20 protein-coding genes are annotated in these 21,967 nt (G+C 72.3%); 6 read left to right on the top strand and 14 right to left on the bottom strand.

From position 1 onward, the window contains the following. Positions 1-170: 170 nt before the first annotated feature. The 3 genes from panC to ASF94_RS05930 form a co-directional block, all read right to left on the bottom strand. A complete protein-coding gene (gene panC, locus ASF94_RS05940) occupies positions 171-1,034 on the bottom strand; it encodes a pantoate--beta-alanine ligase (RefSeq protein ID WP_056663003.1) in 864 nt (287 codons plus the stop codon). Positions 1,035-1,086: 52 nt separating this feature from the next. After that, positions 1,087-1,983, bottom strand: coding sequence for a 3-methyl-2-oxobutanoate hydroxymethyltransferase (gene panB, locus ASF94_RS05935; RefSeq protein WP_056663000.1), 897 nt, complete (start codon positions 1,981-1,983; stop codon positions 1,087-1,089). A gap of 89 nt (positions 1,984-2,072) precedes the next feature. Continuing rightward, positions 2,073-3,953, bottom strand: coding sequence for a diguanylate cyclase (locus ASF94_RS05930; RefSeq protein ID WP_235505278.1), 1,881 nt, complete (start codon positions 3,951-3,953; stop codon positions 2,073-2,075). A gap of 122 nt (positions 3,954-4,075) precedes the next feature. Here ASF94_RS05930 and nadC point away from each other — a divergent pair, with 122 nt between their 5' ends. Genes nadC through ASF94_RS05915 form a run of 3 tightly spaced genes read left to right on the top strand, consistent with a single transcriptional unit; the run spans position 4,076 to position 7,971 of the window. Beyond that, positions 4,076-4,969 (top strand): carboxylating nicotinate-nucleotide diphosphorylase, encoded by an 894-nt coding sequence (gene nadC / locus ASF94_RS05925; protein ID WP_056662995.1) that lies wholly within the window; start codon positions 4,076-4,078, stop codon positions 4,967-4,969. Beyond that, positions 4,966-6,075, top strand: a complete 1,110-nt coding sequence (gene nadA / locus ASF94_RS05920) for a quinolinate synthase NadA (protein WP_056662991.1) — start codon at positions 4,966-4,968, stop codon at positions 6,073-6,075. Before nadC ends, nadA begins: the two co-directional genes overlap by 4 nt. Positions 6,076-6,132: 57 nt before the next feature. Continuing rightward, positions 6,133-7,971, top strand: a complete 1,839-nt coding sequence (locus ASF94_RS05915; protein WP_056662988.1) for a chorismate-binding protein — start codon at positions 6,133-6,135, stop codon at positions 7,969-7,971. On the opposite strand, the gene ASF94_RS05910 is transcribed toward ASF94_RS05915, so the two are convergent. The 11 genes from ASF94_RS05910 to prpR all read right to left on the bottom strand — a co-directional run bounded on the left by ASF94_RS05910 (position 7,916) and on the right by prpR (position 18,469). Further along, positions 7,916-8,620: a tRNA-uridine aminocarboxypropyltransferase gene (locus ASF94_RS05910; protein WP_200933026.1), complete on the bottom strand. Its 705-nt coding sequence runs from the start codon at positions 8,618-8,620 to the stop codon at positions 7,916-7,918. The genes ASF94_RS05915 and ASF94_RS05910 overlap by 56 nt on opposite strands. A gap of 118 nt (positions 8,621-8,738) precedes the next feature. Continuing rightward, complete coding sequence (locus tag ASF94_RS05905) at positions 8,739-9,098, bottom strand: 5-carboxymethyl-2-hydroxymuconate Delta-isomerase (protein ID WP_056662985.1); 360 nt, start codon at positions 9,096-9,098, stop codon at positions 8,739-8,741. Between the two features lie 57 nt (positions 9,099-9,155). Beyond that, positions 9,156-9,518 (bottom strand): 6-carboxytetrahydropterin synthase, encoded by a 363-nt coding sequence (locus tag ASF94_RS05900; protein ID WP_056662983.1) that lies wholly within the window; start codon positions 9,516-9,518, stop codon positions 9,156-9,158. Positions 9,519-9,562: 44 nt separating this feature from the next. Continuing rightward, the gene (queE, locus tag ASF94_RS05895) at positions 9,563-10,201 is read right to left on the bottom strand and encodes a 7-carboxy-7-deazaguanine synthase (protein WP_056662980.1); all 639 of its coding nucleotides are present in this window, start codon (positions 10,199-10,201) and stop codon (positions 9,563-9,565) included. Next, the gene (gene bioF, locus ASF94_RS05890; protein ID WP_056662978.1) at positions 10,198-11,454 is read right to left on the bottom strand and encodes an 8-amino-7-oxononanoate synthase; all 1,257 of its coding nucleotides are present in this window, start codon (positions 11,452-11,454) and stop codon (positions 10,198-10,200) included. The genes queE and bioF overlap by 4 nt, the downstream gene beginning before the upstream one ends. Then, the gene (gene bioD / locus ASF94_RS05885) at positions 11,451-12,137 is read right to left on the bottom strand and encodes a dethiobiotin synthase (protein ID WP_056662975.1); all 687 of its coding nucleotides are present in this window, start codon (positions 12,135-12,137) and stop codon (positions 11,451-11,453) included. The genes bioF and bioD overlap by 4 nt, the downstream gene beginning before the upstream one ends. Further along, positions 12,134-13,504 (bottom strand): adenosylmethionine--8-amino-7-oxononanoate transaminase, encoded by a 1,371-nt coding sequence (gene bioA, locus ASF94_RS05880; RefSeq protein WP_056662973.1) that lies wholly within the window; start codon positions 13,502-13,504, stop codon positions 12,134-12,136. The genes bioD and bioA overlap by 4 nt, the downstream gene beginning before the upstream one ends. Before the next feature lie 19 nt (positions 13,505-13,523). Then, the gene (gene nadB / locus ASF94_RS05875; RefSeq protein ID WP_056662971.1) at positions 13,524-15,128 is read right to left on the bottom strand and encodes an L-aspartate oxidase; all 1,605 of its coding nucleotides are present in this window, start codon (positions 15,126-15,128) and stop codon (positions 13,524-13,526) included. A gap of 164 nt (positions 15,129-15,292) precedes the next feature. Further along, positions 15,293-16,153: a ScpA family protein gene (locus ASF94_RS05870; protein ID WP_056662968.1), complete on the bottom strand. Its 861-nt coding sequence runs from the start codon at positions 16,151-16,153 to the stop codon at positions 15,293-15,295. Positions 16,154-16,219: 66 nt separating this feature from the next. Next, a complete protein-coding gene (locus ASF94_RS05865; RefSeq protein ID WP_056662965.1) occupies positions 16,220-16,423 on the bottom strand; it encodes a DUF3460 family protein in 204 nt (67 codons plus the stop codon). Between the two features lie 84 nt (positions 16,424-16,507). Then, positions 16,508-18,469: a propionate catabolism operon regulatory protein PrpR gene (gene prpR, locus ASF94_RS05860; protein WP_056662961.1), complete on the bottom strand. Its 1,962-nt coding sequence runs from the start codon at positions 18,467-18,469 to the stop codon at positions 16,508-16,510. A 174-nt stretch (positions 18,470-18,643) separates the two neighbouring features. Here prpR and ASF94_RS05855 point away from each other — a divergent pair, with 174 nt between their 5' ends. The 3 genes from ASF94_RS05855 to ASF94_RS05845 all read left to right on the top strand — a co-directional run bounded on the left by ASF94_RS05855 (position 18,644) and on the right by ASF94_RS05845 (position 21,892). Beyond that, the gene (locus ASF94_RS05855; RefSeq protein WP_056662958.1) at positions 18,644-19,840 is read left to right on the top strand and encodes a CaiB/BaiF CoA-transferase family protein; all 1,197 of its coding nucleotides are present in this window, start codon (positions 18,644-18,646) and stop codon (positions 19,838-19,840) included. A 29-nt stretch (positions 19,841-19,869) separates the two neighbouring features. After that, positions 19,870-20,808, top strand: a complete 939-nt coding sequence (locus ASF94_RS05850) for a hydroxymethylglutaryl-CoA lyase (protein WP_056663064.1) — start codon at positions 19,870-19,872, stop codon at positions 20,806-20,808. A gap of 64 nt (positions 20,809-20,872) precedes the next feature. Beyond that, positions 20,873-21,892 (top strand): tripartite tricarboxylate transporter substrate binding protein, encoded by a 1,020-nt coding sequence (locus ASF94_RS05845; protein WP_056662955.1) that lies wholly within the window; start codon positions 20,873-20,875, stop codon positions 21,890-21,892. Positions 21,893-21,967 lie beyond the last annotated feature (75 nt).

Genomic DNA, 21,967 nt, shown 5'->3' with positions numbered 1-21,967 from the left:
GGGATGGCTCAACGTTACCGAGCACCCCCCGCCTGGACTGTGCGACGCGATGCGGGGGTTGTGTAGGCGCGTACCTATGCACCCCGTGGGCCTGCCGCTGCCGGGCACCCGCCAACGACCCCATCACCCGCAATCTCCCCCATCGCCCCCATCGCCCCTCCCCAGGCAGCTCAGAATTCCAGGTTGTCGATCAGCCGGGTGCTGCCCAGCCGGGCCGCGCCCAGGGCCACCAGCGGTCCGCCCAGCGCGGCCGCATCCGCCGGTGCCAGCAGATCGCTGCGCCGACGCACCGTGAGGTAGTCGGGTTGCCAGCCCTGTGCGCGCAGACATTCCAGGGCGCGGGCTTCCAGGTCCGGCAGCGCGGCCGCGCCGCCTGCGCGCACCGCCTGCGCCAATTGCTGCAGAGCCTGTGACAGCTGCACCGCGCGCTGGCGGTCGTCGGCGCTCAGGTAGCCGTTGCGGGAACTCAACGCCAGACCGTCGCCGGCGCGGGCCGTGTCGCCCGCCACCACCTCGATGGGCAGGGCGAATTGCTCGGCCATGCGGCGGATCACCATCAGCTGCTGGTAGTCCTTCTTGCCGAACACCGCCGTGCCCCCGCCCCCGCCCGCGCCGCTGCCGAAGAACACCGCCGAAAACAGCTTCATGACCACGGTGCAGACACCCGTGAAGAACCCGGGGCGGAACTGGCCTTCCAGCAGATCGGCCAGCGCCGCGTCCGGCGTCACCTTGAAGGTCTGCGGTTCGGGGTACAGGTCGGCCTCGCGCGGGGCGAACAGCACGTCGCAGCCGGCGGCGGTCAACTGCGCGCAGTCGCTGTCCCAGGTGCGCGGATAGCTGTCGAAGTCTTCATGCGGCAGGAACTGCAGCCGGTTCACGAAGATGCTGGCCACGGTCACGTCGCCCAGCGGCACGGCCTGGCGCACCAGCGCGATATGGCCCGCGTGCAGGTTGCCCATGGTCGGCACGAAGGCGGGGCGGCCGCGGCCGGCCAGCGCGGCGCGCAGCTCGGGAATGGTGTGGGCGATGATCATGTCGGAGCGGAAGCGGAAGCGGAAGCGAAGAGAAGAGGGGGACGCGCGTCCATCACCACGCATGCAGCGCGTCGTCCGGGAAGCGGCCCTGCTTGACGGCCTGCACATAGGCTTCGATGGCGCCGCGCACACTGCCGGCCTGGGCCATGAAGTCCTGCACGAACTTCGGGTTCTTGCCCAGGTTCACGCCCAGCATGTCGTGCAGCACCAGCACCTGGCCGGCGGTGCCGCTGCCCGCGCCGATGCCGATGGTGTGGCAGTGCAGCAGCGCGTCGGTCACCTCGCGCGCGAGGGCGGCGGGCACCATCTCCAGCACCAGCATGGCGGCGCCGGCGTCCTGCAGTTCGGTGGCCTGGCTGCGCAGTGCGCGGGCGGCCTCGTCGCTGCGGCCCTGCACGCGGTAGCCGCCCAGGGCATGCACGGTCTGCGGCGTCAGGCCCAGATGGGCGCAGACCGGCACGCCGCGCTCCACCAGGAAGCGCACGATGGGCGCCGTCCAGCCGCCGCCTTCGAGCTTCACCATGTGCGCGCCCGCCTGCATCAGCGCGCAGGCGCTGCGCATGGCCTGCTCGGCGCCCTCGGCATAGCTGCCGTAGGGCAGGTCGGCGATCAGCCAGGCCGTGCCCTGCACGCGGTGCAGCCCGCGCGCCACGCTCGCCGTGTGATAGGCCATGGTGTCGAGCGACACGCCCACGGTGCTGGGCAATCCCTGGCAGACCATGCCGAGCGAGTCACCCACCAGGATGCATTCCACGCCCGCCGCGTCCGCCACGGCGGCGAAGGTGGCGTCGTAGGCCGTCAGCATGGCGATCTTCTCGCCGGCTTCGCGCATCTGCGCCAGGCGCGGCAGGCTGACGGGGCGCCGCTGCGGCAGCGGCGATGCCGGCGGAAGGGTGCCGTAGGGCGTGGCGATGGTGGCGGCGGCAGGCGTGGGCGAAGGCGTGGTCATGCAGGCGTTCCTCGGTGCGCGAATGAGCCGCGAGTCTATGCGAGCCGCCCCCGGCCGGCAGCGGCAACCCCACGGCCCGCCGCCCATCGTCAGGCTGCGGTGGGGGCGGGCGATCCGGCGGTCTCGCCGCCCCGTCGCAGCCGGTGCTTGCCGGCCTGCTTGCCCTGGTACATCGCCCGGTCGGCCTGGGCGACCAGTTCCTGTGCGTCGGTCGCGTCCAGCGGCGCCAGGGCATAGCCGACCGTCAGGCCCACACGGATGCGATGCCGGGGCAGCGCGAAAGGCGCGTCGAAGGCGTGCAGCAGCCGATCGCCCAGCGCCCGGGCCTCTTCGGGCCGCTCCAGCCCGGTGGCCAGCACGATGAACTCGTCGCCGCCCAGGCGCGCCACCTGCTGCGATGGGCCGGCCACGTCGCACAGCCGCCGGGCCACGGCCACCAGCAACTCGTCGCCCACGTCGTGGCCATGGCGGTCGTTCACGGGCTTGAAGCCGTCCAGGTCCACCAGGTAGACGGCCACCAGCCGATCGGGTGCGCACTGCGGCAACGCCGACTGCAGGGCCAGCAGCAGGCTGCGCCGGTTGGGCAGGCCGGTCAGTGCATCGGTGTGGGCCAGCGACCGCATGGTGTCGCGTTCCACCAGCGCGGCGTGCGTGGCCAGGCGCATCGCCGCCGAGCGCAGGCCCAGCACGCGCAGGAAGATCAGCATGTCCAGCGTCGCGCCGAACTGGAACGAATGCAGCGTCCAGAAATTGACCGGCACCCAGCCCTGCACCAGGCAGGCCAGCGTGAGCGCCGCAGCGCCGTACACCGTCCAGCCCACCAGCAGCACGCCGCCCACGTCGTCGCCCCGCCGCATGCGGCGGAAGGCGCGCGGCAGGCTGGCCAGGGTGGGCACCATGCCGAAGAGGCTCATCAGGGCGGTGGCGAACCGCACGCTGAGCAGGCCCAGCACATGCGCGAGGGCAGCGGCGGCCATCAGCGCGGCGCCGGCCCGCATGGCGCGGGCATAGCGGCTGTGCGGGTCGTCCGGGGCCAGGATGTGGCCCAGGAAGAGGAACGACCCCACCAGCGCCACCAGGCCGGCGAGGATGGCGAAATGCATCTCCATCCAGGCATTGCCGGGCCAGAGGAATTGCGCGCCGATGCCGAAGTACTGCAGCGAAAAGCCCGCGCTGCCCAGCACCACCAGGGCGTAGTAGGCAAAGAGCTTCTCGCGCAGGCCGATCCACTGCAGCAGGCTGTAGAGCACCAGGCACAGCGCCAGGCCGTTGAGCAGGCCCTGCAGCATCTGCTCGCGCAGCGCCAGCCGGGCCCGCACCGGCAGCTCGCTCATCGTGATGGGCAGGATCAGCGGCCCGGCCGTGCGCACGCGGATCAGCAGGTCGTAGCGCTCGCCGGCGGCCAGGGCCAGGCGCATGGCCGGCGTGCGGCTGGCGCGCGACTGCAGGGTCTGCGGCCGCAGATAGCCCATGGCGGCGTGCTGCAGCACCCGGCCGTCCTGCATCAGGTAGAAGTCCACCTCCTGCAGCGAGCTGTAGCCGATCGACAGCACCCAGGCTTCGGTCGGCGGCTGCTCCACCGCGACCGGCAGGTGCAGCCACACGGCCTCCTTGCGCACGCCGAGCGAGCCGCCCACGTGCGGGGGTGGCTGGAAGGAGGCCCGGCGGTTCCAGACGTCCTCGGCGGTCCATGCGTGCGATGCGTCGCCGAGCCAGGCCATCCACGGCCAGGCATCGAGCGGCTCGGCGCTGGCACGCAGCGGCAGGGGGGGCGGGGATGATGCCGTCTGCACCGGCGTGGCGGCCAGTGCGCCGAGACAGCTCGCCAGCAGGCTCAGCGCCAGCAGCCAACGGCGGAGGAAGGCGGGCAGTGCCATCATGCGCCCGGCCTGGAATGCGCACGGGCGGGCCAGCGCCCGGCTCGGGCAGGCCGCTTCGTGCAGGGCGGAAAAGGGTTGGCGGGCGCTCACGGCGGGCGAGTGTAGAAGATCACCGTTAGTCCCGCCGTCGCCGGCCGGACCGGACGCCCTGGAAGCCTGCCTGAACCGGGGAGGGGCCGGCCTGGCGCACATTGCCGCTATGCTCGCCGCCCATGAAGAATCCGCTCCAGCCCGCCTCCGGCCCTGCCGGACCCGCCGACGTGCAAGCCACCGCCCAGGCCGACGTGGCCCGCGCCCTCGAAGAAGACGTGGGGCCGGGCGACCTGACGGCCGCCCTGATCGACCCGGGCCGGCGCGTTCGTGCCCGCGTGCTGGCGCGCGAGGAGGCCGTGATCTGCGGCGCTCCGTGGGTGGAGGCCGCGCTGCGGGCGCTCGACCCGGGCGTGCAGGTGACCTGGCAGGTGGGCGAGGGCCAGCGCTGCGCTGCGGACGAGGTGGTGCTGACCATCGAAGGCCAGGCCCGCGCGCTGCTGAGCGCCGAGCGCACCGCGCTCAACTTCCTGCAGCTGCTGTCGGCCGTGGCCACGAAGACACGGCGCTACGTCGATACGGTGGCGGGCACGCGCGCGCGCATCGTCGATACGCGCAAGACCCTGCCCGGCCTGCGGCTGGCGCAGAAGTACGCGGTGCGCGCGGGCGGCGGCACCAACCACCGCATCGGGCTGCACGACGCGGTGCTGATCAAGGAAAACCACATCGCCGCAGCCGGCGGCGTGACGGCCGTGCTGCGCGCCGCACAGGCCGCCGCCGCTGGGGCGAAGTTCATCGAGATCGAATGCGAGACGCTGGCGCAGCTGGACGAGGCGCTGCAGGCCGGCGCCCGCATGGTCCTGCTGGACAACATGCCGCTGGCCCAGCTGAACGAAGCCGTGCGCCTGAATGCGGCGCACCCGGCCGGCCCGGCCATCCTTGAGATCTCCGGCGGCGTGACGCTGGAAGGGCTGCGGGCGCTGGCCGAGACCGGCGTCGACCGCATCTCCATCGGCACGCTGACCAAGGACGTGAAGGCCATCGATTTTTCGATGCGGATGCAGGAGCTGGCATGACCACGGTGATCGACGTCGAATACGAGCAGCCGGCCGAAGGCGCCGCCTGCTCCACCCGCCATGCCTGGGCGCGCGTGCCGCCCGAGCCCTCGCTGCCCGAGCGCGCCGCGCTGAAGGAGCGCATCCGCCGGCTGCTGAAGGAGCGCAACGCGGTGATGGTGTCGCACTACTACGTGCACCCCGACCTGCAGGACCTGGCCGAGGAAACCGGTGGCCTGGTCAGCGATTCGCTGGAGATGGCCCGCTTCGGCCGCGACCACGCGGCGCAGACGCTGGTCGTCTCGGGCGTGCGCTTCATGGGCGAGACGGCCAAGATCCTGTCGCCCGGCAAGACGGTGCTGATGCCCGACCTGGACGCCACCTGCTCGCTCGACCTGGGCTGCCCCATCGACGCCTTCGGCGCCTTCTGCGACCAGCATCCTGACCGCACCGTGGTCGTCTACGCCAACACCAGCGCGGCCGTGAAGGCGCGGGCCGACTGGCTGGTCACCTCCAGCTGCGCGCTGGAGATCGTCGGCGCGCTGCATGCCGCCGGCCACAAGATCCTGTGGGCCCCCGACCGGCACCTGGGCGGCTACATCCAGCAGCAGACCGGCGCCGACATGCTGTTCTGGAACGGCGCCTGCATCGTGCACGACGAGTTCAAGGCGCAGGAGTTGCTGGAGCTGAAGCGCGAACACCCGCAGGCCCAGGTGCTGGTGCACCCCGAGAGCCCTGCCGACGTGGTGGCGCTGGCCGACGCGGTGGGCTCCACCAGCGCCATCCTGAACGCCGCGCGCGCGTCGCAGGCCCGCGAATTCATCGTCGCCACCGACAGCGGCATGCTGCACAAGCTGCGCACGCTCAACCCCGGCAAGACCTTCTACGAGGCGCCCACTGCCGGCAACAGCGCCACCTGCAAGAGCTGCGCGCACTGCCCGTGGATGGCGATGAACGGACTGGCCGATGTGGCGCGCGTGCTGGAAACGGGCGCCAATGCGGTCGAAGTGGACCCGGCCCTGATCCCGCGCGCACGCCAGCCCATCGACCGCATGCTGGCCTTCACCGCCGCGCTGAAGAGCGGACAGCCGGCCGGCGCCCTGGTGCCGCACATCGGCGCTGCCTGAGTGCTGCTATAAAAATAATAGCTAGATGCCATTGCTGTACCAGCGCGGGAGCCTGATTTGACCCTCAAGGCCCTGCTCGACTTCACCGACCCCCGCGCGCCCGCGGAGGGGCCGCGGCTGCGCCACGCCTTCACCGCGCCGCCGCGCGCCACGCTGGTGGCCCACACGCTGGCCGAGGTGCCCGGCGTGCTGCGCGCGGTGGAGGAAGCCGCCCGGCGCGGCGCCTGGTGCCTGGGCGGGCTGCGCTACGAGGCCGCGGCCGCGTTCGACGCCGCACTGCGCACCCATCCGCCTGCGGACGGGCATCCCCTGGCCTGGTTCGCCGTCTTCGATGCGCCCGGGCCCTGGCCGGCACAGGCGCCTCCCGCAGCGCACGAACCCACCGTGCACTGGCATGCCGAGCCGGGCCGCGAATCGTTCGACGGCGCGCTCGCCGCCATCCATGAGGGCATCGCCGCGGGCGAGTACTACCAGGTCAACTACACCGGCACGCTGCAGGGCCGTGTGCAGGCCGCGCCCGGCGTGGCGGGCGGCGACACGGCCCACGCGCTCTTCGCCGCGCTGCAGCGCGCCCAGCCGGGCGGCTATGCGCTGTACCTGGACATGGGCCAGGAGCAGGTGCTGTCGGTGTCGCCCGAGCTGTTCTTCGACTGGCAGGACGCGGGCGGCGGCCTGGACGCGGGTGGCGGCGCCTTGCTGGCCCGGCCCATGAAGGGCACGGCCCCGCGCGGCGCCACCCCGGTGGAGGACGCGGCGCGCGCCGCCGGCCTGCGCACCAGCCCCAAGGAGCGCGCCGAGAACGTGATGATCGTGGACCTGCTGCGCAACGACCTGTCGCGCATCGCCACGCCGCACAGCGTGCGCGTGCCGGCGCTCTTCGCCACCCAGGCGCTGCCCGCCGTCTGGCAGATGACCTCGGACGTGGAGGCGCGCACCCCCGCCGGCACCACGTTGGACCGGGTGTTCGCCGCGCTGTTCCCCTGCGGCTCGATCACCGGGGCGCCCAAGGTGCGCGCGATGCAGGCCATCCGCGCGCTGGAGCCCGCGCCGCGCGGCTGGTACTGCGGCGCGCTGGGGCTGGTGCGCCCGCTTCCCGGCGGCGGGCTGGCCGCCACGTTCAACGTGCCCATCCGCACCGTGGCGCTGCGCGGCGATGAAGCCCGCTGCGGCATCGGCAGCGGCATCACCCACGATGCGCGGGCCGACGCCGAATGGCAGGAGTGGCAGCACAAGCGCGCCTTCCTGGTGCGGGCCAGCGAGCCCTTCGACCTGCTGGAGACCCTGGCGCTGGTCGATGGCGTCCTGCGCCACCGCACGGACCACCTGGCGCGCATGGCCGCAGCCGCCGCGCATTTCAACGTGCCCTGGCTGCCCGAGCGCATCGACGCCAGCCTGCAGGCGCTGGCCGCCGCGCACCCGCAAGGCGCCTGGCGCGTGCGCCTGCGGCTGCGCGCCGACGGCTGCCCGGTGCCGGAAGCCTTCGCCCTGGCCGCGCCCGCGCCGGGCCCGGTGCGGCTGGCGCTGGCCGGCCGGCCCTTCGCCGAGGCGCACAGCGAATTCGTGCGCCACAAGACCACGCGGCGCGCCCACTACGCCGCCTTCGCGCCCGCGCCGGGCTCGGGCGTGTTCGACACGCTGCTCTACAACCCGGCCGGCGAGATCACCGAGACCACCTTCGGCAACGTCGCCGCTCGACTGGAAGACGGCCGCTGGGTCACGCCGCCGCTGGCCTGCGGTTTGCTGCCGGGCGTGGGCCGGGCCGTCGCCCTGCGCGAAGGGCGCCTGGCAGAAGCCGTGCTGCGCCTGGAAGACCTGCCGCGCGTGCGCGCCTGGGCCTTCGTCAACAGCCTGCGGGGCTGGCTGCCGGCGGAACTCGCGCCGCCTGCCGCGCCATGAAGGCCTCGAACGCCTGCAGCAGCGGCGCATAGCGCTCCGCGTTGCCGCCCTCCAGTTGCGCCAGCGCGGCGCATGTGGCCTCCAGGGTCGACAGCTGGTGCGGCGCGTGCGCGCGGCGAATGCGATAGCGCGAGGGTGGCAGCGGCGCTGCGGTGGACAGAGGCAGCCGCGGCAGGCCTTGCAGCAGCGGGTTGGCGTAGAGCATCTTGCGGCTCTTGCGCCAGGTGCCGTCCAGCACAACCAGCCGCAGCGCGGCGGCGTCTCCGGCCAGCCAGTCCGGGGGCAGCGGCGGCGCGGGCGCCAGCGGCAGGGCCGGATCGGGCGGGGAGGGCGGGTAGAGCAGCACGGCGCGCGGCGCCGGGCGGGCAGCGGCGCCTGGCGCGGCGCCGGGCCATGGGGCTTTGAGCCAGGCGTGCAGTGCGCGGGGCTCGAAGGCTTCGCCCACTTCCAGGCGGCTGTCCGGCAGGCACAGGTGCAGCAGCCGGGCCGTGCCCTTGGCGTGGTGCACCTCCAGCGGGTGCTGCAGGATCAGCACCTCGGCCGGGTGGGCGACCGTCACGGCGATGCCGCAGAGGCAGGCCGCACCGGGCCGCAGGCAGGCCGCACACCGCAGGCGGGGGGCGGGGAGAGGCGCGGATGGATCGGTCAAGATGCTATCAAGAACATAGCATCATGTGCCCATTTGACGGGCGCTTCCGCCCGAATCGGGTCGGATCGGCAAGAATCCGCACGGATCGGCACGGAGCCCCTGTCGATGGGCCGGCCCCTCAGAGCCGTTCCTTCACGTACGAGGGCCGGTCCATGTCCACCATCTCCACGCTCAACTGCACCATCACGCCCTCGGGGCGGGGCGTGAGGCGGCGCAGCACATCGGCGATGCGGGCCGTCAGGTCCTTCTTGGCCTCGGGCGTGCGGCCGGACAGCAGGCGCAGCTGCGCGTGGACGAAGGCACGGTGGGCGGGCGCGCTGCCGATCTCGAAGCTGGCGGTGCGCATGAAGCGGGTCTTGAGGTCCGCCTCGTCGAGGATCTCGGGACTGGCCGTGACGGCGGCATTGAGGGCCGTGAGCGCCTCCGCTTCCGGAAAGCCGGGCAGGTTGCTGCTGTACTCGATGGTCAGATGGGGCATGGCGTGTCCAGGGTGAAAGGAAAGGAGAAGGGGCGAAAGATAACCGGCGGCGGCGCGTCAGAGGTCGAGCACGCAGCCGTCGCCCACGCCTTCGCGCCACACCCGCACGCGGCTCGGGGCCGGGCGCAGGTCGGCGAGGGCCGTGGCGATGAAGACGCACAGGTTCTCCAGCGTGGCCGGCCCCAGGCCCGGCACTTCGTCGAGCAGATGGTGGTCGAGCTGCTCGCGCAGCGCCGCGCAGCGCGTGCGCAGATGGCCCAGGTCGATCACCATGCCGGTCTCGGGATCGCGCGGGCCGGCCACCGAGATTTCGGCGTGATAGGTGTGGCCGTGGATGCGGCGGCTGCCGGCAGCCTCCACCTCGCGCTGCAGCGTATGGGCGGCGTCGAAGAAGAAGCGTTGGTGGACAGTGAATTGCATGGGCGGATGACCAGGGGACCGGAAGGAGAGAGGGAGGCGGCGGGCTAGCGGATACCCGTGAGCTTGTGCGTCTGCAGGCTCAGGCGCCATGCCGGGCGCTCCATGCAGGCTTCGATGCACAGGGCGGTGTTGGCGGTCTGCTCGGGGCCGTCCATGGGCTGCAGGAAGCGGTGCTCGAAGCGCGTGTGCGTCTCCAGCGCCTCCAGGTCGAACACGGGCTGCGGCCAGACCAGCTTGAGTTCCTGGCCTTCCCGCTGGACCCACTTCGATCCGGACTTGGGGCTGATGCAGAGCCAGTCGATGCCCGGCGGCGCCGGCACGGTACCGTTGCTTTCCACGGCGATGCGAAAACGCCGCGCATGCAGCGCGTCGATGAGCGCGGCGTCGACCTGCAGCAGCGGCTCGCCGCCGGTCAGCACCACCAGGCGGTGCTGCGTGTCGTGCTCCGGCCACTGCGCGGCGATCAGGTCGGCCAGCGCGTCGGCGGTGTCGTACTTGCCGCCCAGCGTGCCGTCGGTGCCGACGAAGTCGGTGTCGCAGAACCGGCAGACGGCCTGCTCGCGGTCCTGCTCGCGGCCCGTCCAGAGATTGCAGCCGGCGAAGCGGCAGAACACGGCCGGCATGCCGGCCTGGCCGCCTTCGCCCTGCAGCGTGTAGAAGATTTCCTTGACGCTGTAGGTCATGCGAAGGCTTTCGGGTGGTGGGTATGCGGGTTCGTGGCGGGCGCCAGTTCGGCCAGGGCGCTGATCAGCCGGTCGATGTCGGCGGGCGTGTGCGCCGCGGAAAGGGCGATGCGCAGCCGGGCCGTGCCCTCGGGCACCGTGGGCGGGCGAATGGCCGGCACCCAGATGCCGCGCTCGCGCAGCCCTTCCATCACCGCCAGGGCCTCGTCGTTGGCGCCGATCAGCAGCGGCTGGATGGCGGTGCGCGAACTGCCCAGCCGCCAGTGGCTGCCGCGCAGCACGCGCGCCACGCCGTCCTGCAGCTGGGCGATGCGCTCCTGCAGCCGGGCGCGCAGCGCGCTGCCGCGCTCGATCTGGTCCAGCCCGGCCTGCAGGGCGCGGGCCAGCAGGGCCGGCGCGGCGGTGGCGAAGATGTAGCTGCGGGTCTTTTGCAGCAGCCATTCGATCAGCACATCGCTGCCGGCGACGAAGCCGCCCGCGCCGCCGGCCGCCTTGCCGAGCGACGCCATGTAGAGCACGCGAGGCGATGCCTGGCGGCCGCCCAGGCCCGCTTCGGCCAGCACGCCGCGGCCTTGCGGCCCCAGGATGCCGAAGCCGTGCGAGTCGTCCAGCAGCAGCAGGGCGTCGAACCGCTCGCACAGCGCCAGCAGCGCGGCCACGTCGGCCACGTCGCCGTCCATGCTGAACACCGCATCGGTCACGATGAGCTTGCGGCGGGCGGTGCTGGCGGCCAGCAGGCCTTCCAGCGCCGCCAGGTCGGCATGGGCGAAGCGGTGCACATCGGCGCGCGACAGGCGGGCGCCGTCGATCAGGCAGGCATGGTTGAGCGCGTCGGAGAAGACGGCGTCGCCCGCGCCGATGAGCGCGGGAACGATGCCCGCGTTGGTGGCGTAGCCGGAATAGAAATAGAGGGCGCGCGGCAGCTGCACGAAATGGGCGAGGTCGGCTTCCAGCGCCGCGTTGGCCGCGCTGTGGCCGCTCACCAGGGGCGATGCGCCCGAGCCCACGCCGTATTCGCGCACCGCGTCGCAGGCCGCCATGGCCACGGCGGTGTGGCTGGCCAGGCCCAGGTAGTCGTTGCTGCAAAAGCCCAGCATGGGCTGGCCGTCCACGTCGAGGTGCGCGCCGCCCAGCGGGCGCACGGCGCGGCGCTGGCGGCGCAGGTGGCCGGCGTCCAGCGCGGCGATGCGGTCGGGGAATTCGTCCAGCCAGGAACGGCGGGCCTGCTCGGGCGGCGGCGAGTGGGAAGTCATGGTCTCGTCCAGGAGGTGGGCAGTCGGTAGTGCGCGGCCATGGCGCGGGCATCCGGCACGGCCTGGTGGGGCAGGTCGGCCAGCAAGGGCGCGCCCAGGTGGCCGGCCAGCCAGTCGATGTTGTCCTCGGGCGCCAGCATGGCGGGGTCGATGCGGCTCACCACCCAGCCGGCGAGGGTCAGCCCGCGCGCGCGGATGGCTTCGGCCGTCAACGCCGCATGGCTCAGGCAGCCCAGCCGCAGCCCCACCACCAGCACCACGGGCAGGGCCAGGGCCTGCGCCAGGTCGGCCCCGGTGGCGGTGGCGGACAGCGGCACATGCCAGCCGCCCGCGCCTTCGACCACCACCGCGTCCGCCTGCTCCGCCAGCTGGCGGTAGGCCTGCGCGATGGCGCCGATGTCGATGGCCGTGCCCGCGCGCTGCGCCGCGATGTGCGGCGAGAGCGGGTCGGGCAGCAGCACCGGGTTGTCCAGCGCCGGCGGCACGGCGATGGTGGAGGCGGCGCGCAGCGCCACGGCGTCTTCATTGGTCAGCACGCCGCCGATGGGCTCGGCCCCGGCCGCCACGGGCTTCATGCCCACCACGCGGGCGTGGTGGCGCGCCAGCGCGTGCAGAAGCGCGGCGCTGGCGAGGCTCTTGCCCACGCCGGTGTCGGTGCCGGTGACGAAGCAGGCGAAGGTCATGGCAGGGCCCTTTCGAAGGATGCGGCGGTGGCGCTGGCGGTTGAGGCGGTAGCGTCTTCCTCGGCCAGCGTGGCATCGAGCGCGGCCAGCGCCTGCGTGGCCAGGTGCTGCACCTCGGCCTCGCCCAGCGCATAGGGCGGCATGGCGTAGAGCGTGTTGCCGATGGGCCGCAGCACCAGGCCGCGGGCCATGGCGTGGCGGTGGTAGCGGCGGGCGAAGTCGGGCAGGGCGGTGTCCACGTCCCAGGCCCAGATCATGCCCAGCCGGCGTGCGTGGCGCACGCGCGGGTGGGTGGCCAGCGGCGCGCAGGCGGCGTCGATGGCGGCGGCCAGGCCCCGGTTGGCGGCCAGTGCGTCGGTGGCATCGAACAGATCGAGCGTGGCCAGCGCGGCGCGGCAGGCCAGCGGGTTGCCGGTGTAGGAATGCGAATGCAGGAAGCCGCGCGCCACGTCGTCGTCGTAGAACGCCGCGTAGATGGCGTCGGTGGTCAGCACGGCCGACAGCGGCAGCGTGCCGCCGGTCAGGCCCTTGGAGAGGCAGATGAAGTCGGGCCGGATGCCGGCCTGCTGGTGGGCGAACATCGTGCCCGTGCGGCCGAAGCCCACGGCGATCTCGTCGGCCACCAGGTGGACTTCGTAGCGGTCGCACAGGGCGCGCGCCAAGCGCAGGTAGTCGGCATCGTGCATCGCCATGCCGGCGGCGCACTGCACCAGCGGCTCCAGGATCAGCGCGGCGGTGCTGGCATGGTGCTCGGCCAGCCAGTCGCCCAGCGCTGCGGCGGCGCGGCGGGCCACGTCCTGCGCGCTTTCGTCGGGCAGTGCGCCGCGCGCGTCGGGGCTGGGCACCACGTCGCCCAGGCGCACCAGCGGCGCGTAGGCCTCGCGGAAGAGGGCAATGTCGGTGACGGCCAGCGCGCCCACGGTTTCGCCGTGGTAGCCGCCGGCCAGGCCGACGAAGCGGCACTTCTCGGGCCGGCCCTGGTTGCGCCAGTAATGGGCGCTCATCTTCAGCGCGATCTCGGTGGCGGCGGCGCCGTCGCTGCCGTAGAAGGCGTGGCCCAGGCCGGTGAGCGCGGCCAGGCGCTCGGACAGCTCCACCACCGGCGCATGTGTGAAGCCGGCCAGCATCACATGGTCCAGCTGGGCCAGCTGGTCGGCCAGCGCCGCCTGGATGCGCGGGTGGCCGTGGCCGAACAGGTTGACCCACCACGAACTGATGCCGTCCAGGTAGCGCCGCCCGTCGGTGCCGTACAGCCACGCCCCCTGCGCCCGGGCGATGGCCACGGGCGGCTCGGCTTCATGGCGCTTCATCTGCGTGCAGGGGTGCCAGACGCTGGCGAGGCTGCGGGCGGCGAGGGTGTCGGTCATGGGTGTCGTGGGCAAGGGGTCAGCGCTTACCGGGCACGAGGATGGTGGGCGCGGCCGGCGCGGCGCGCTCGGGCCAGTCGCGGCTGTAGTGCAGGCCCCGGCTTTCGTGGCGCATCTGGGCCGAGCGCACGATCAGCTCGGCCACCTGCACCAGGTTGCGCAGCTCCAGCAGGTCGCGCGAGACGTGGAAGTTGGCGTAGAACTCGGCGATCTCGGCCTGCAGCAGGGCGATGCGGTGGGCGGCGCGCTCCAGCCGCTTGTCGGTGCGCACAATGCCCACGTAGTCCCACATGAAGTGGCGCAGCTCGTTCCAGTTGTGCGAGATGACCACGCATTCGTCGGCGTCGGTCACGCGGCTGTCGTCCCAGGCGGGCAGCGCGGGCAGGGCCTGCGGCGCCGCCGATGCGATGTGCTGCGCGGCGGCACGGGCGAACACCATGCATTCGACCAGCGAGTTGCTGGCCAGCCGATTGGCGCCGTGCAGGCCGGTGCAGGCGGTCTCGCCGATGGCGTAGAGGCCGGGCAGGTCGGTGCGGCCGGCCAGGTCGGTCAGCACGCCGCCGCAGGTGTAGTGCGCGGCGGGCACCACGGGAATGGGCTCCTTCGTGATGTCGATGCCCAGCTCGGCGCAGCGCGCCAGGATGGTGGGGAAGTGCTCCTGCAGGAAGGCCGGGCTCTGGTGCGAGATGTCCAGGTGCACGCAGTCGATGCCGTGGGTCTTCATCTCGAAGTCGATGGCGCGGGCCACGATGTCGCGCGGGGCGAGTTCGGCGCGTTCGTCGTGGAGCGGCATGAAGCGCGTGCCGCCGGCGGCAGGCGGCAGCTTCAGCTGGCCGCCCTCGCCGCGCACGGCTTCGCTGATCAGGAACGATTTGGCGTGCGGGTGGTAGAGGCACGTCGGGTGGAACTGGATGAATTCCAGGTTCGCCACCCGGCAGCCGGCGCGCCAGGCGGCGGCGATGCCGTCGCCGGTGGCCGTGTCGGGGTTGGTGGTGTAGAGGTACACCTTGCCCGCGCCGCCCGTCGCCAGGAGGGTGTGCGGCGCGCGGAAGGTGAGCACCTCGTCGGCGGCCTCGTCCAGCACATAGGCGCCCAGGCAGCGGTCGGCGGTGCCGGCCGTCTTCAGGCCCAGCTTGCCGGCGGTGATGACATCCACCAGCGTGTGCTGCTCGAACAGGGTGATGCCGGGCGTGGCGCGCACCTGCTCGATCAGCGTGCGCTGCACGGCGGCGCCGGTGGCGTCTGCCGCATGCACGATGCGGCGCGCGCCGTGGCCGCCCTCGCGCGTCAGGTGCAGCCCGCCGCCGGCTTCATCCAGCGAGAAGGGCACGCCCAGCTGCTGCAGCCAGCGGATGGCATCGGGCGCGTTCTCCACCACGAAACGCGTGGCCGCCAGATCGCACAGGCCCGCGCCGGCCACCAGGGTGTCCTGCACGTGGTCGTCCACGCTGTCGCCCTCGGCCAGCACGGCGGCGATGCCGCCCTGCGCCCAGCCGCTCGCGCCGTCGTGCAGCTGGCGCTTGGTGACCACCGCCACGCGGTGGGTGGGTGCCAGGTGCAGCGCGGCGCTGAGGCCGGCGAGACCGCTGCCGATGATGAGGACGTCGAAGTCGTGTGACTGCATGGGTGTTTTCCGTGGCCTGCGATGGGGCGGGGCCCGATGCCGGAGCCGCCGTGGCACTGGCTTGGCCAGGCCACCGGTGGCGTCCCGCTGCCGCGCCGCGAGAGCGGGGGAGGGCGCCGCCGGCGGCTCAGGCCACTCAGGCCACTCAGGCCAATCAGGTGGTGCTAGGTGGGTCGGTAGGAGAGGCGGACATAGATGGGCGCAAAGGCTTCGGCCTGCGTGATCTCGATCAGCGTTTCCTTGGCCAGCTCCAGCAGCGCGATGAACGTGACGACCAGCACCGTGCTGCCCTGTTCCGGATCGAACAGGTCTTCGAATTCGATGAAGCGGCGGCCCTGCAGGGCCTTCAGCACATGGCTCATGTATTCGCGCACCGACAGCTCTTCGCGCGTGATGCGGTGGTGCTGCACCAGCCGGGCGCGGCGGATGATGTCGCGCCACGCCTCCTGCAGATCGACCACGTGGACGTCGGGAAAGCGCGGCACCAGGCTCTGCTCGATGTAGACCTGCGCGCGCAGGAAGTCGCGCCCGTACTGCGGCAGCTGCCCCAGGCGGGCGGCGGCGAGCTTCATCTGTTCGTATTCGAGCAGCCTGCGCACCAGTTCGGCCCGGGGGTCTTCCGCCTCGGCGCCGTCTTCCTGCTTCTTGGGCGGCAGCAGCATGCGCGACTTGATCTCGATCAGCATGGCCGCCATCAGCAGGTACTCGGCCGCCAGCTCCAGGTTGCGGCTGCGGATCTCGTCCACGTAGGCGAGGTACTGCCGCGTCACGCCCACCATGGGGATGTCGAGGATGTTGAAGTTCTGCTTGCGGATCAGGTAGAGCAGCAGGTCGAGCGGGCCCTCGAAGGCCTCCAGGAACACTTCCAGCGCGTCGGGCGGGATGTAGAGGTCCTGCGGCAGTGCGAAGAGCGGCTCGCCGTAGAGGCGCGCCAGGGCGACCTGGTCGACCACCTCCGGCATGCCGCCGGCCGTGGCCAGATCGGTGCCGGATTCGTCTTCGTCGTGCGGGCGAGGGTGGGCCATTGCTATTAAATTGATAGCAGCTTGCGCTTGCTCATCAAGCGCTGGCGGCCGATTTGACTAAGAATTTCAGGATCGCGTCTGGTACACGTAGGGCTGCTGCGCCATCTGCGCTTCGTCGTATTCCTTCCAGGCGCGGTGATCGACCTGCTTGTCCCAGAGCAGGGCCCGGCCTTCGCGCTGCTGCACGTCCAGCTCGGGCTTGTCCTTCTTGAGCTGGTTGATGAACTGCGTGGTGTCGGACTGGTAGTCGGGGCGGCGGAAGAAGGACATGGCGGGTAGGGGGTGCACTGTGGGAGCCGGCGATTTTAGCGGGCCGCGCGCGATGGCGTCCGCCCGGCCTGCGCCGCGCTGCCGTCAGGGCGCCGGCGGGTCCTGCGCCTCGGTGTCCCAGCCCAGCTCGCGCAGCCAGCGCCACAAGGTCGAGCGGCTCACGCCCAGCCGCCGCGCGGCGCCCGCGCGCTGGCCGCCGGCATCGCGCAGGGCCTGGCGGATGCGCTCGGCCTGGGGCAGCGGGCTGCCATCGGGGGCGATGCGGCCGGCGGTGCCGGCGAACAGCTCGGGGCAGTCGTGCGCCAGCGCGGCGTGGTCCACCTGGTCGGGCCGGTCGTACTGCATCAGGAAGACGGCGATGCGCTCGGCGATGTTCTCCAGCTCGCGCACGTTGCCTGGCCAGTCGTAGGCCACCAGCCGGGGCAGCAGCGGTGCCAGGGCCTGTTCGGCGTCGATGTGCGCGCCCTGGCGGGCCAGGCAGCGGGCCACCAGCGGCGCGGCCAGGGCGGCGATGTCTTCGCGCCGCTCGCGCAGCGGGGCGATGGCCAGGCGCAGCGTGTTGATGCGGTAGTACAGGTCCTGCCGGAAGCGCTGCTGCGCGATCAGCTCCGCCAGCGGCTGGTGCGTGGCGGCGATGACCCGCACGTCGATGGGCACCGGGGCCGTGGCGCCCAGGCGCATCACCTCGCGTTCCTGCAGCACGCGCAGCAGCCGGGTCTGCAGCGGCAGCGGCATGTCGCCGATCTCGTCCAGGAACAGCGTGCCGGTGTGCGCCGCTTCGAAAAGGCCGCGCTTGCCGCCCCGGCGCGATCCGGTGAAGGCGCCTTCCTCGTAGCCGAAGAGTTCGCTCTCCAGCAGCGATTCGGGAAAGGACGCGCAGTTGACGGCCACGAACGGCCGGCCCGCCCGGCGGCTGTCGTTGTGGATGCCCTGGGCGAAGAGTTCCTTGCCCACGCCGCTCTCGCCGGTGATGAGCACGCCCAGGTCGGTGCGGGCGAAGCGCCTGGCGCTGGCGATGGCCCGCTGCAGCGCCGCGCTGCTGCCCACCAGGCTGCCGAAGCCGTGACGCGCGGCGTGCTGCTGGCGCCGCTGCAGCATGCGCAGGCTGGTGTCGGCCGCCTGGATGGCGCCGGCGTCGTACAGCGTGAGCGCCGCGCCCACGATCTCGCCATGCTCGCGGATGGGCGTGCGGTGGGCCACCCAGTCGCGCTGGGCGAAGCGCTGGGCCACGGCCCGCTCCTGCAGGCCGCTCTGCAGCGTGGCACGCAGCGACAGCGCGGGCTCCAGCGTGTCCAGCGCCTGCCCCGCCAGCCGCACGCCCGGCCCGCCCAGCAGCTGCTGCATGGGCGGGTTGACGGCGATGATGCGGTCCTGCCGGTCGACCGCCACCACGGCCTCCTGCAGGTTGTGCAGCACGCTGTGCAGCTGCTCGTAGCGGCCGGCCTCCAGCCGGGCGACGCGCGCCAGCTCCAGCGCGTCGTCGAAGCCCTTGCGGATGCTGGCGAGCGAATACGCCAGCAGGCCCGTCAAGCCCGCCTGCTCGGCCAGCTCCACCACCAGGCTGGAGCCGACGATCACCTCGAAGCCCGCGCGGCGCAGCGTCTCGAAGCGCTGGCGCGCGTCGTCGGGCGTCTGGTAGGCGTGCTGGCTGATCTCGATGTTCAGCAGGTCCTTCACGGCTTCCAGTTCGGGAATGGTCTGGCCGTACATCACCACCCCCACGCGGCCGGCGATGCGCCGCGCCTGGATCAGCGCCTGCAGCAGGTCGAACCCGCCCAGCTGGATGGTGGCGACCGGCGCCTGCAGCCCCGCCCGCAGGATGCTGGCGTTCGATCCGGCGCTGACGAAGGCATCCACGCTGCCGCGCTCCAGCCGGTCCTGGGCCAGGGCCAGCGCCCGGCCGAAGGTGCCGTCCACCACCTCGATCTCGGCGCGGCCGGCGTATTCGGCCACCACGGGCATGGCGAACTCGCGGATCTGCCGGTAGCTGAGAAAGCAGAGGCGGGGCAGGCGGGCGCTGCCGAACGGAAGGACGGGTGTCGCCATGAGTAGGTGTGCTTGGGACGGAATGTGTGTTTCACGAGTGTTGCATGAAACGCCGGCCAGTGCGTGGTCTGCGATCAAGCCCAATGAAATCAACCACTTGCGCCGCGCGCGCTCGCTGGCACGGCCCCTGCAATACCGCAGCACTGTCATCGAACGAACCTGGAGACGACCCCCTTGGCACTCGAACACATCACCGTGCTGGACCTCACCCACATGCTGTCCGGCCCCTACGGCACCATGCTGCTGGCCGACCTGGGCGCACGCACCATCAAGGTGGAGCCGCCCGGCACCGGCGAAGGCACCCGCCGCCTGCTGGAGAACGACCCCGACTATTCGCGCGGCGGCATGGGCGCCTACTACCTCACGCTCAACCGCAACAAGGAAAGCGTCTGCGTGGACCTGAAGAGCCCGGCCGGCCGGGAGGTGTTCATGGACCTGGTGCGCCAGGCCGACGTGGTGTTCGACAACTTCAGCGTGGGCGTCACCGGGCGCCTGGGCATCGACCATGCGGCGCTCTCGCAGGTCAACCCGCGCATCGTGACCTGCTCGGTCACCGGCTTCGGCCAGACCGGCCCGCACACGCAGCGGCCGGCGTTCGACCAGGTGGTGCAGGCGATGGGCGGCGGCATGTCCATCACCGGCACGCCAGAGACCGGCCCCACGCGCAGCGGCATTCCCATCGGCGACCTGGGCGGCGGGCTGTTCGGCGCGCTGGGCGTGCTGGCCGCGCTGGTCGAGCGCGACAGCACGGGCCGGGGCCAGCATGTGGACATCTCCATGCTGGACGCGCAGATCTCGCTGCTCAACTACATGGCCACCATGCACTTCATGTCGGGCCATGTGCCCGAGGGCACCGGCAACGGCCACTTCGTGCACGTGCCCTACAACAGCTACCCCACGGCGGACGGCCACATCATCATCGCCTGCATCGGCGACGGCTTCTTCGACCGCTTCGTGGACTTCATCGGCCTGGATGCCCTGCGCAAGCCCGAATACCGCCAGCAGCCGGTGCGCTTCGCCGCCAAGGCCGAGATCGACGCCATCGTGGCGGACGAGCTGCGCAAGCAGCCCACCGCGCACTGGCTGGAGCGGCTGCGGGAAGCGCGCATCCCCTGCGGCCCGGTCAACGACTTCGCCCAGGCCCTGAGCGACCCGCAGGTGCTGGCGCGCGACATGGTGGTGACCGTGCCGCTGCCGGAGGGCGAGCCGCTGCGCATGCCCGGCAACCCGGTGAAGCTGTCGGCCGCGCCGCAGCGCAGCTTCGGGGCCCCGCCGCGGCTGGGCGAGCAGACCGCCGCCGTGCTGGGCGGCTGGCTGGGCTATCCGGCCGATCGACTGGCCCGGCTGCGCGAAGACGGCGCCATCGCCTGATGCCGGGAGCGACCCCCATGCCGCAAGCCATGACCGAGCGCATCTACATCACCGACGTGGCACCCCGCGACGGGCTGCAGAACCAGCAGCTGCCCGTGTCCACCGAGTCCAAGCTGGCGCTGATCGGCCTGCTCGAAGCCGCCGGCCTGCGCAGCGTGGAGGCCACCAGCTTCGTGTCTCCCAAGGCCGTGCCGCAGATGGCCGACGCGGGCGAACTGGTGCCCGCCGTCGCGGCGCGCTGGCCACGGCTGCGCACCTCGGTGCTGGTGCCCAATCTCAAGGGCCTGGAACGCGCCCATTCCGCCGGGGCGCGGGAGATCGCCGTGGTGCTGTCGGCCACCGAGACCATGAACGCCCGCAACATCAACATGGGGCTGGCGCAGGCCACCGAGGTGAGCGAGCAGACGCTGGCCGCCGCCCACGCGCTGGGCCTGCGCACGCGGGCCTATGTGGCGGTGGCGTTCGACTGCCCGTTCGAGGGCGAGACGCCGCTGCCCGAGGTGCTGCGGCTGGCCGCGCGCATGCACGCCGCCGGCGCGGGCGAGGTGGTCATCGCCGACACCATCGGCTCGGCATCGCCCGGCCAGGTCAAGGAGCGCTTCGCCGCGCTGCGCGAGGTGGTGCCCATCGACCGGCTGGCCGTGCACCTGCACGACACGCGCGGCATGGGCGCGGCCAACGCCTGGGCGGCGCTGGAGGCCGGCGTGCGCCGCTTCGACGCCAGCGTGGGCGGCATCGGCGGCTGCCCGTTCGCGCCCGGTGCCGCCGGCAATCTGGCCACCGAGGACCTGGTGCTGCTGGCCGAGCGCAGCGGCTTCGCCACCGGCGTGTCGCTGCAGGGGGTGCTGGATGCCATCGACTTCGCGCAGACGCTGCTGCAGCGGCCGCTGGGCGGCCGGTCCATCGCCTGGCTGCGGCGCGAGCAGGCCCGGCGCCAGGCGCAGGCGGCCGAGCCGGCCGCTGCCTGACGGCCCGCCGGCTGCCGAGCGCGCCCCCCGATCACTCGCACAACAACGTCCAGGAGACAAAACCATGCACCCCGACCACCCCGACCACCCCGACCACCACCAACCCATCGGCCACCCGGCCATCACCCGCCGCCTGGCCCTGGCCGGCCTGGGCGCCTGGGGCGCCACTGCCCTGGGGGCCGCCCATGCGCAGGACAAACCCTATCCGTCCAAGCCGGTCACCATCGTCGTGCCGTATTCGGCCGGCGGCGGCACCGACATCGTCGGCCGGCTCATGGCGCAGCGGCTGTCCGAGCTGTGGGGCCAGTCGGTGGTGGTGGACAACCGCACCGGCGCGAACGGCGTCATCGGCTCCGCCCACGTCGCCAAGGCCGCGCCAGACGGCTACACGCTGCTGCTGGTGGTGGGCTCGCATGCCATCAACCCCGTGCTGATGAAGAGCATGCCCTACGACACGATGAAGGCGTTCACGCCGGTGACCAACATCGCCACCTCGCCCATGGTGCTGGTGGTGGCGGCCGACGGCCCGTACAAGCGCCTGCCCGAACTGGTGCAGGCGGCGAAGGCGCAGGAGATCGCGGTGGGCTATTCGGAAGGGCAGACGCGGCTGACGGGCGAGCTGATCCGCCAGTCCGGCCAGCTCAAGACCACCGGCGTGCCCTACAAGGGCGGCGCGCCCATCATGGTGGACATCATCGGCGGCCACCTGCCGGCGGGCGTGACCAGCGTGCTCACCGCCCTGCCGCACATCCATTCGGGCAAGCTGCGCGTGGTGGGGGTGGCCGCGCCGCAGCGCATGGCCCTTTTCCCGGACGCCATGACCTTCGACGAAGCCGGCCTGCGGGGCGTGCAGTCGCTCAACTGGTACGGCCTCTTCGGCCCGGCCGGCATGCCGCAGGCGGTGGTCGAGCGGCTGCACGCCGACCTGCGCAAGGTGGCGGCCGACCCGGCCGTGGCCCGGCAGATGCAGGACCAGGGCGCCGACATCGTGCTCACGCCGCCCGCCGAGTTTCGCCGCTTCGTCGAAGGCGAAACCCAGAAGTGGGCCCAGGTGGCGCAGCGCGGCGGCATCCGCGCCGAGTGAGCGGCCAGCCCGGGCAACGCGCCGCAGAGCGCGCGCCCGCCGGCCGGCACGGGTATTCCATCAAGACAAGGAGAC

The sequence above is a fragment of the Acidovorax sp. Leaf160 genome, assembly GCF_001424265.1.
In the GTDB taxonomy this organism is placed as follows: Bacteria; Pseudomonadota; Gammaproteobacteria; order Burkholderiales; family Burkholderiaceae_C; genus Paracidovorax.
The sequence above is the reverse complement of the archived record's forward strand: the minus strand, read 5'-3'. Positions and strand labels throughout refer to the sequence as shown.

Excerpts from the sequence above, each read along its gene's own strand:
- panC (WP_056663003.1), bottom strand. The coding sequence starts at position 1,034 with ATGATCATCGCCCACACCATTCCCGAGCTGCGCGCCGCGCTGGCCGGC.
- panB (WP_056663000.1), bottom strand. The coding sequence starts at position 1,983 with ATGACCACGCCTTCGCCCACGCCTGCCGCCGCCACCATCGCCACGCCC.
- nadC (WP_056662995.1), top strand. The coding sequence starts at position 4,076 with ATGAAGAATCCGCTCCAGCCCGCCTCCGGCCCTGCCGGACCCGCCGAC.
- nadA (WP_056662991.1), top strand. The coding sequence starts at position 4,966 with ATGACCACGGTGATCGACGTCGAATACGAGCAGCCGGCCGAAGGCGCC.
- ASF94_RS05905 (WP_056662985.1), bottom strand. The coding sequence starts at position 9,098 with ATGCCCCATCTGACCATCGAGTACAGCAGCAACCTGCCCGGCTTTCCG.
- ASF94_RS05900 (WP_056662983.1), bottom strand. The coding sequence starts at position 9,518 with ATGCAATTCACTGTCCACCAACGCTTCTTCTTCGACGCCGCCCATACG.
- queE (WP_056662980.1), bottom strand. The coding sequence starts at position 10,201 with ATGACCTACAGCGTCAAGGAAATCTTCTACACGCTGCAGGGCGAAGGC.
- bioF (WP_056662978.1), bottom strand. The coding sequence starts at position 11,454 with ATGACTTCCCACTCGCCGCCGCCCGAGCAGGCCCGCCGTTCCTGGCTG.
- bioD (WP_056662975.1), bottom strand. The coding sequence starts at position 12,137 with ATGACCTTCGCCTGCTTCGTCACCGGCACCGACACCGGCGTGGGCAAG.
- bioA (WP_056662973.1), bottom strand. The coding sequence starts at position 13,504 with ATGACCGACACCCTCGCCGCCCGCAGCCTCGCCAGCGTCTGGCACCCC.
- nadB (WP_056662971.1), bottom strand. The coding sequence starts at position 15,128 with ATGCAGTCACACGACTTCGACGTCCTCATCATCGGCAGCGGTCTCGCC.
- ASF94_RS05870 (WP_056662968.1), bottom strand. The coding sequence starts at position 16,153 with ATGGCCCACCCTCGCCCGCACGACGAAGACGAATCCGGCACCGATCTG.
- ASF94_RS05865 (WP_056662965.1), bottom strand. The coding sequence starts at position 16,423 with ATGTCCTTCTTCCGCCGCCCCGACTACCAGTCCGACACCACGCAGTTC.
- prpR (WP_056662961.1), bottom strand. The coding sequence starts at position 18,469 with ATGGCGACACCCGTCCTTCCGTTCGGCAGCGCCCGCCTGCCCCGCCTC.
- ASF94_RS05850 (WP_056663064.1), top strand. The coding sequence starts at position 19,870 with ATGACCGAGCGCATCTACATCACCGACGTGGCACCCCGCGACGGGCTG.
- ASF94_RS05845 (WP_056662955.1), top strand. The coding sequence starts at position 20,873 with ATGCACCCCGACCACCCCGACCACCCCGACCACCACCAACCCATCGGC.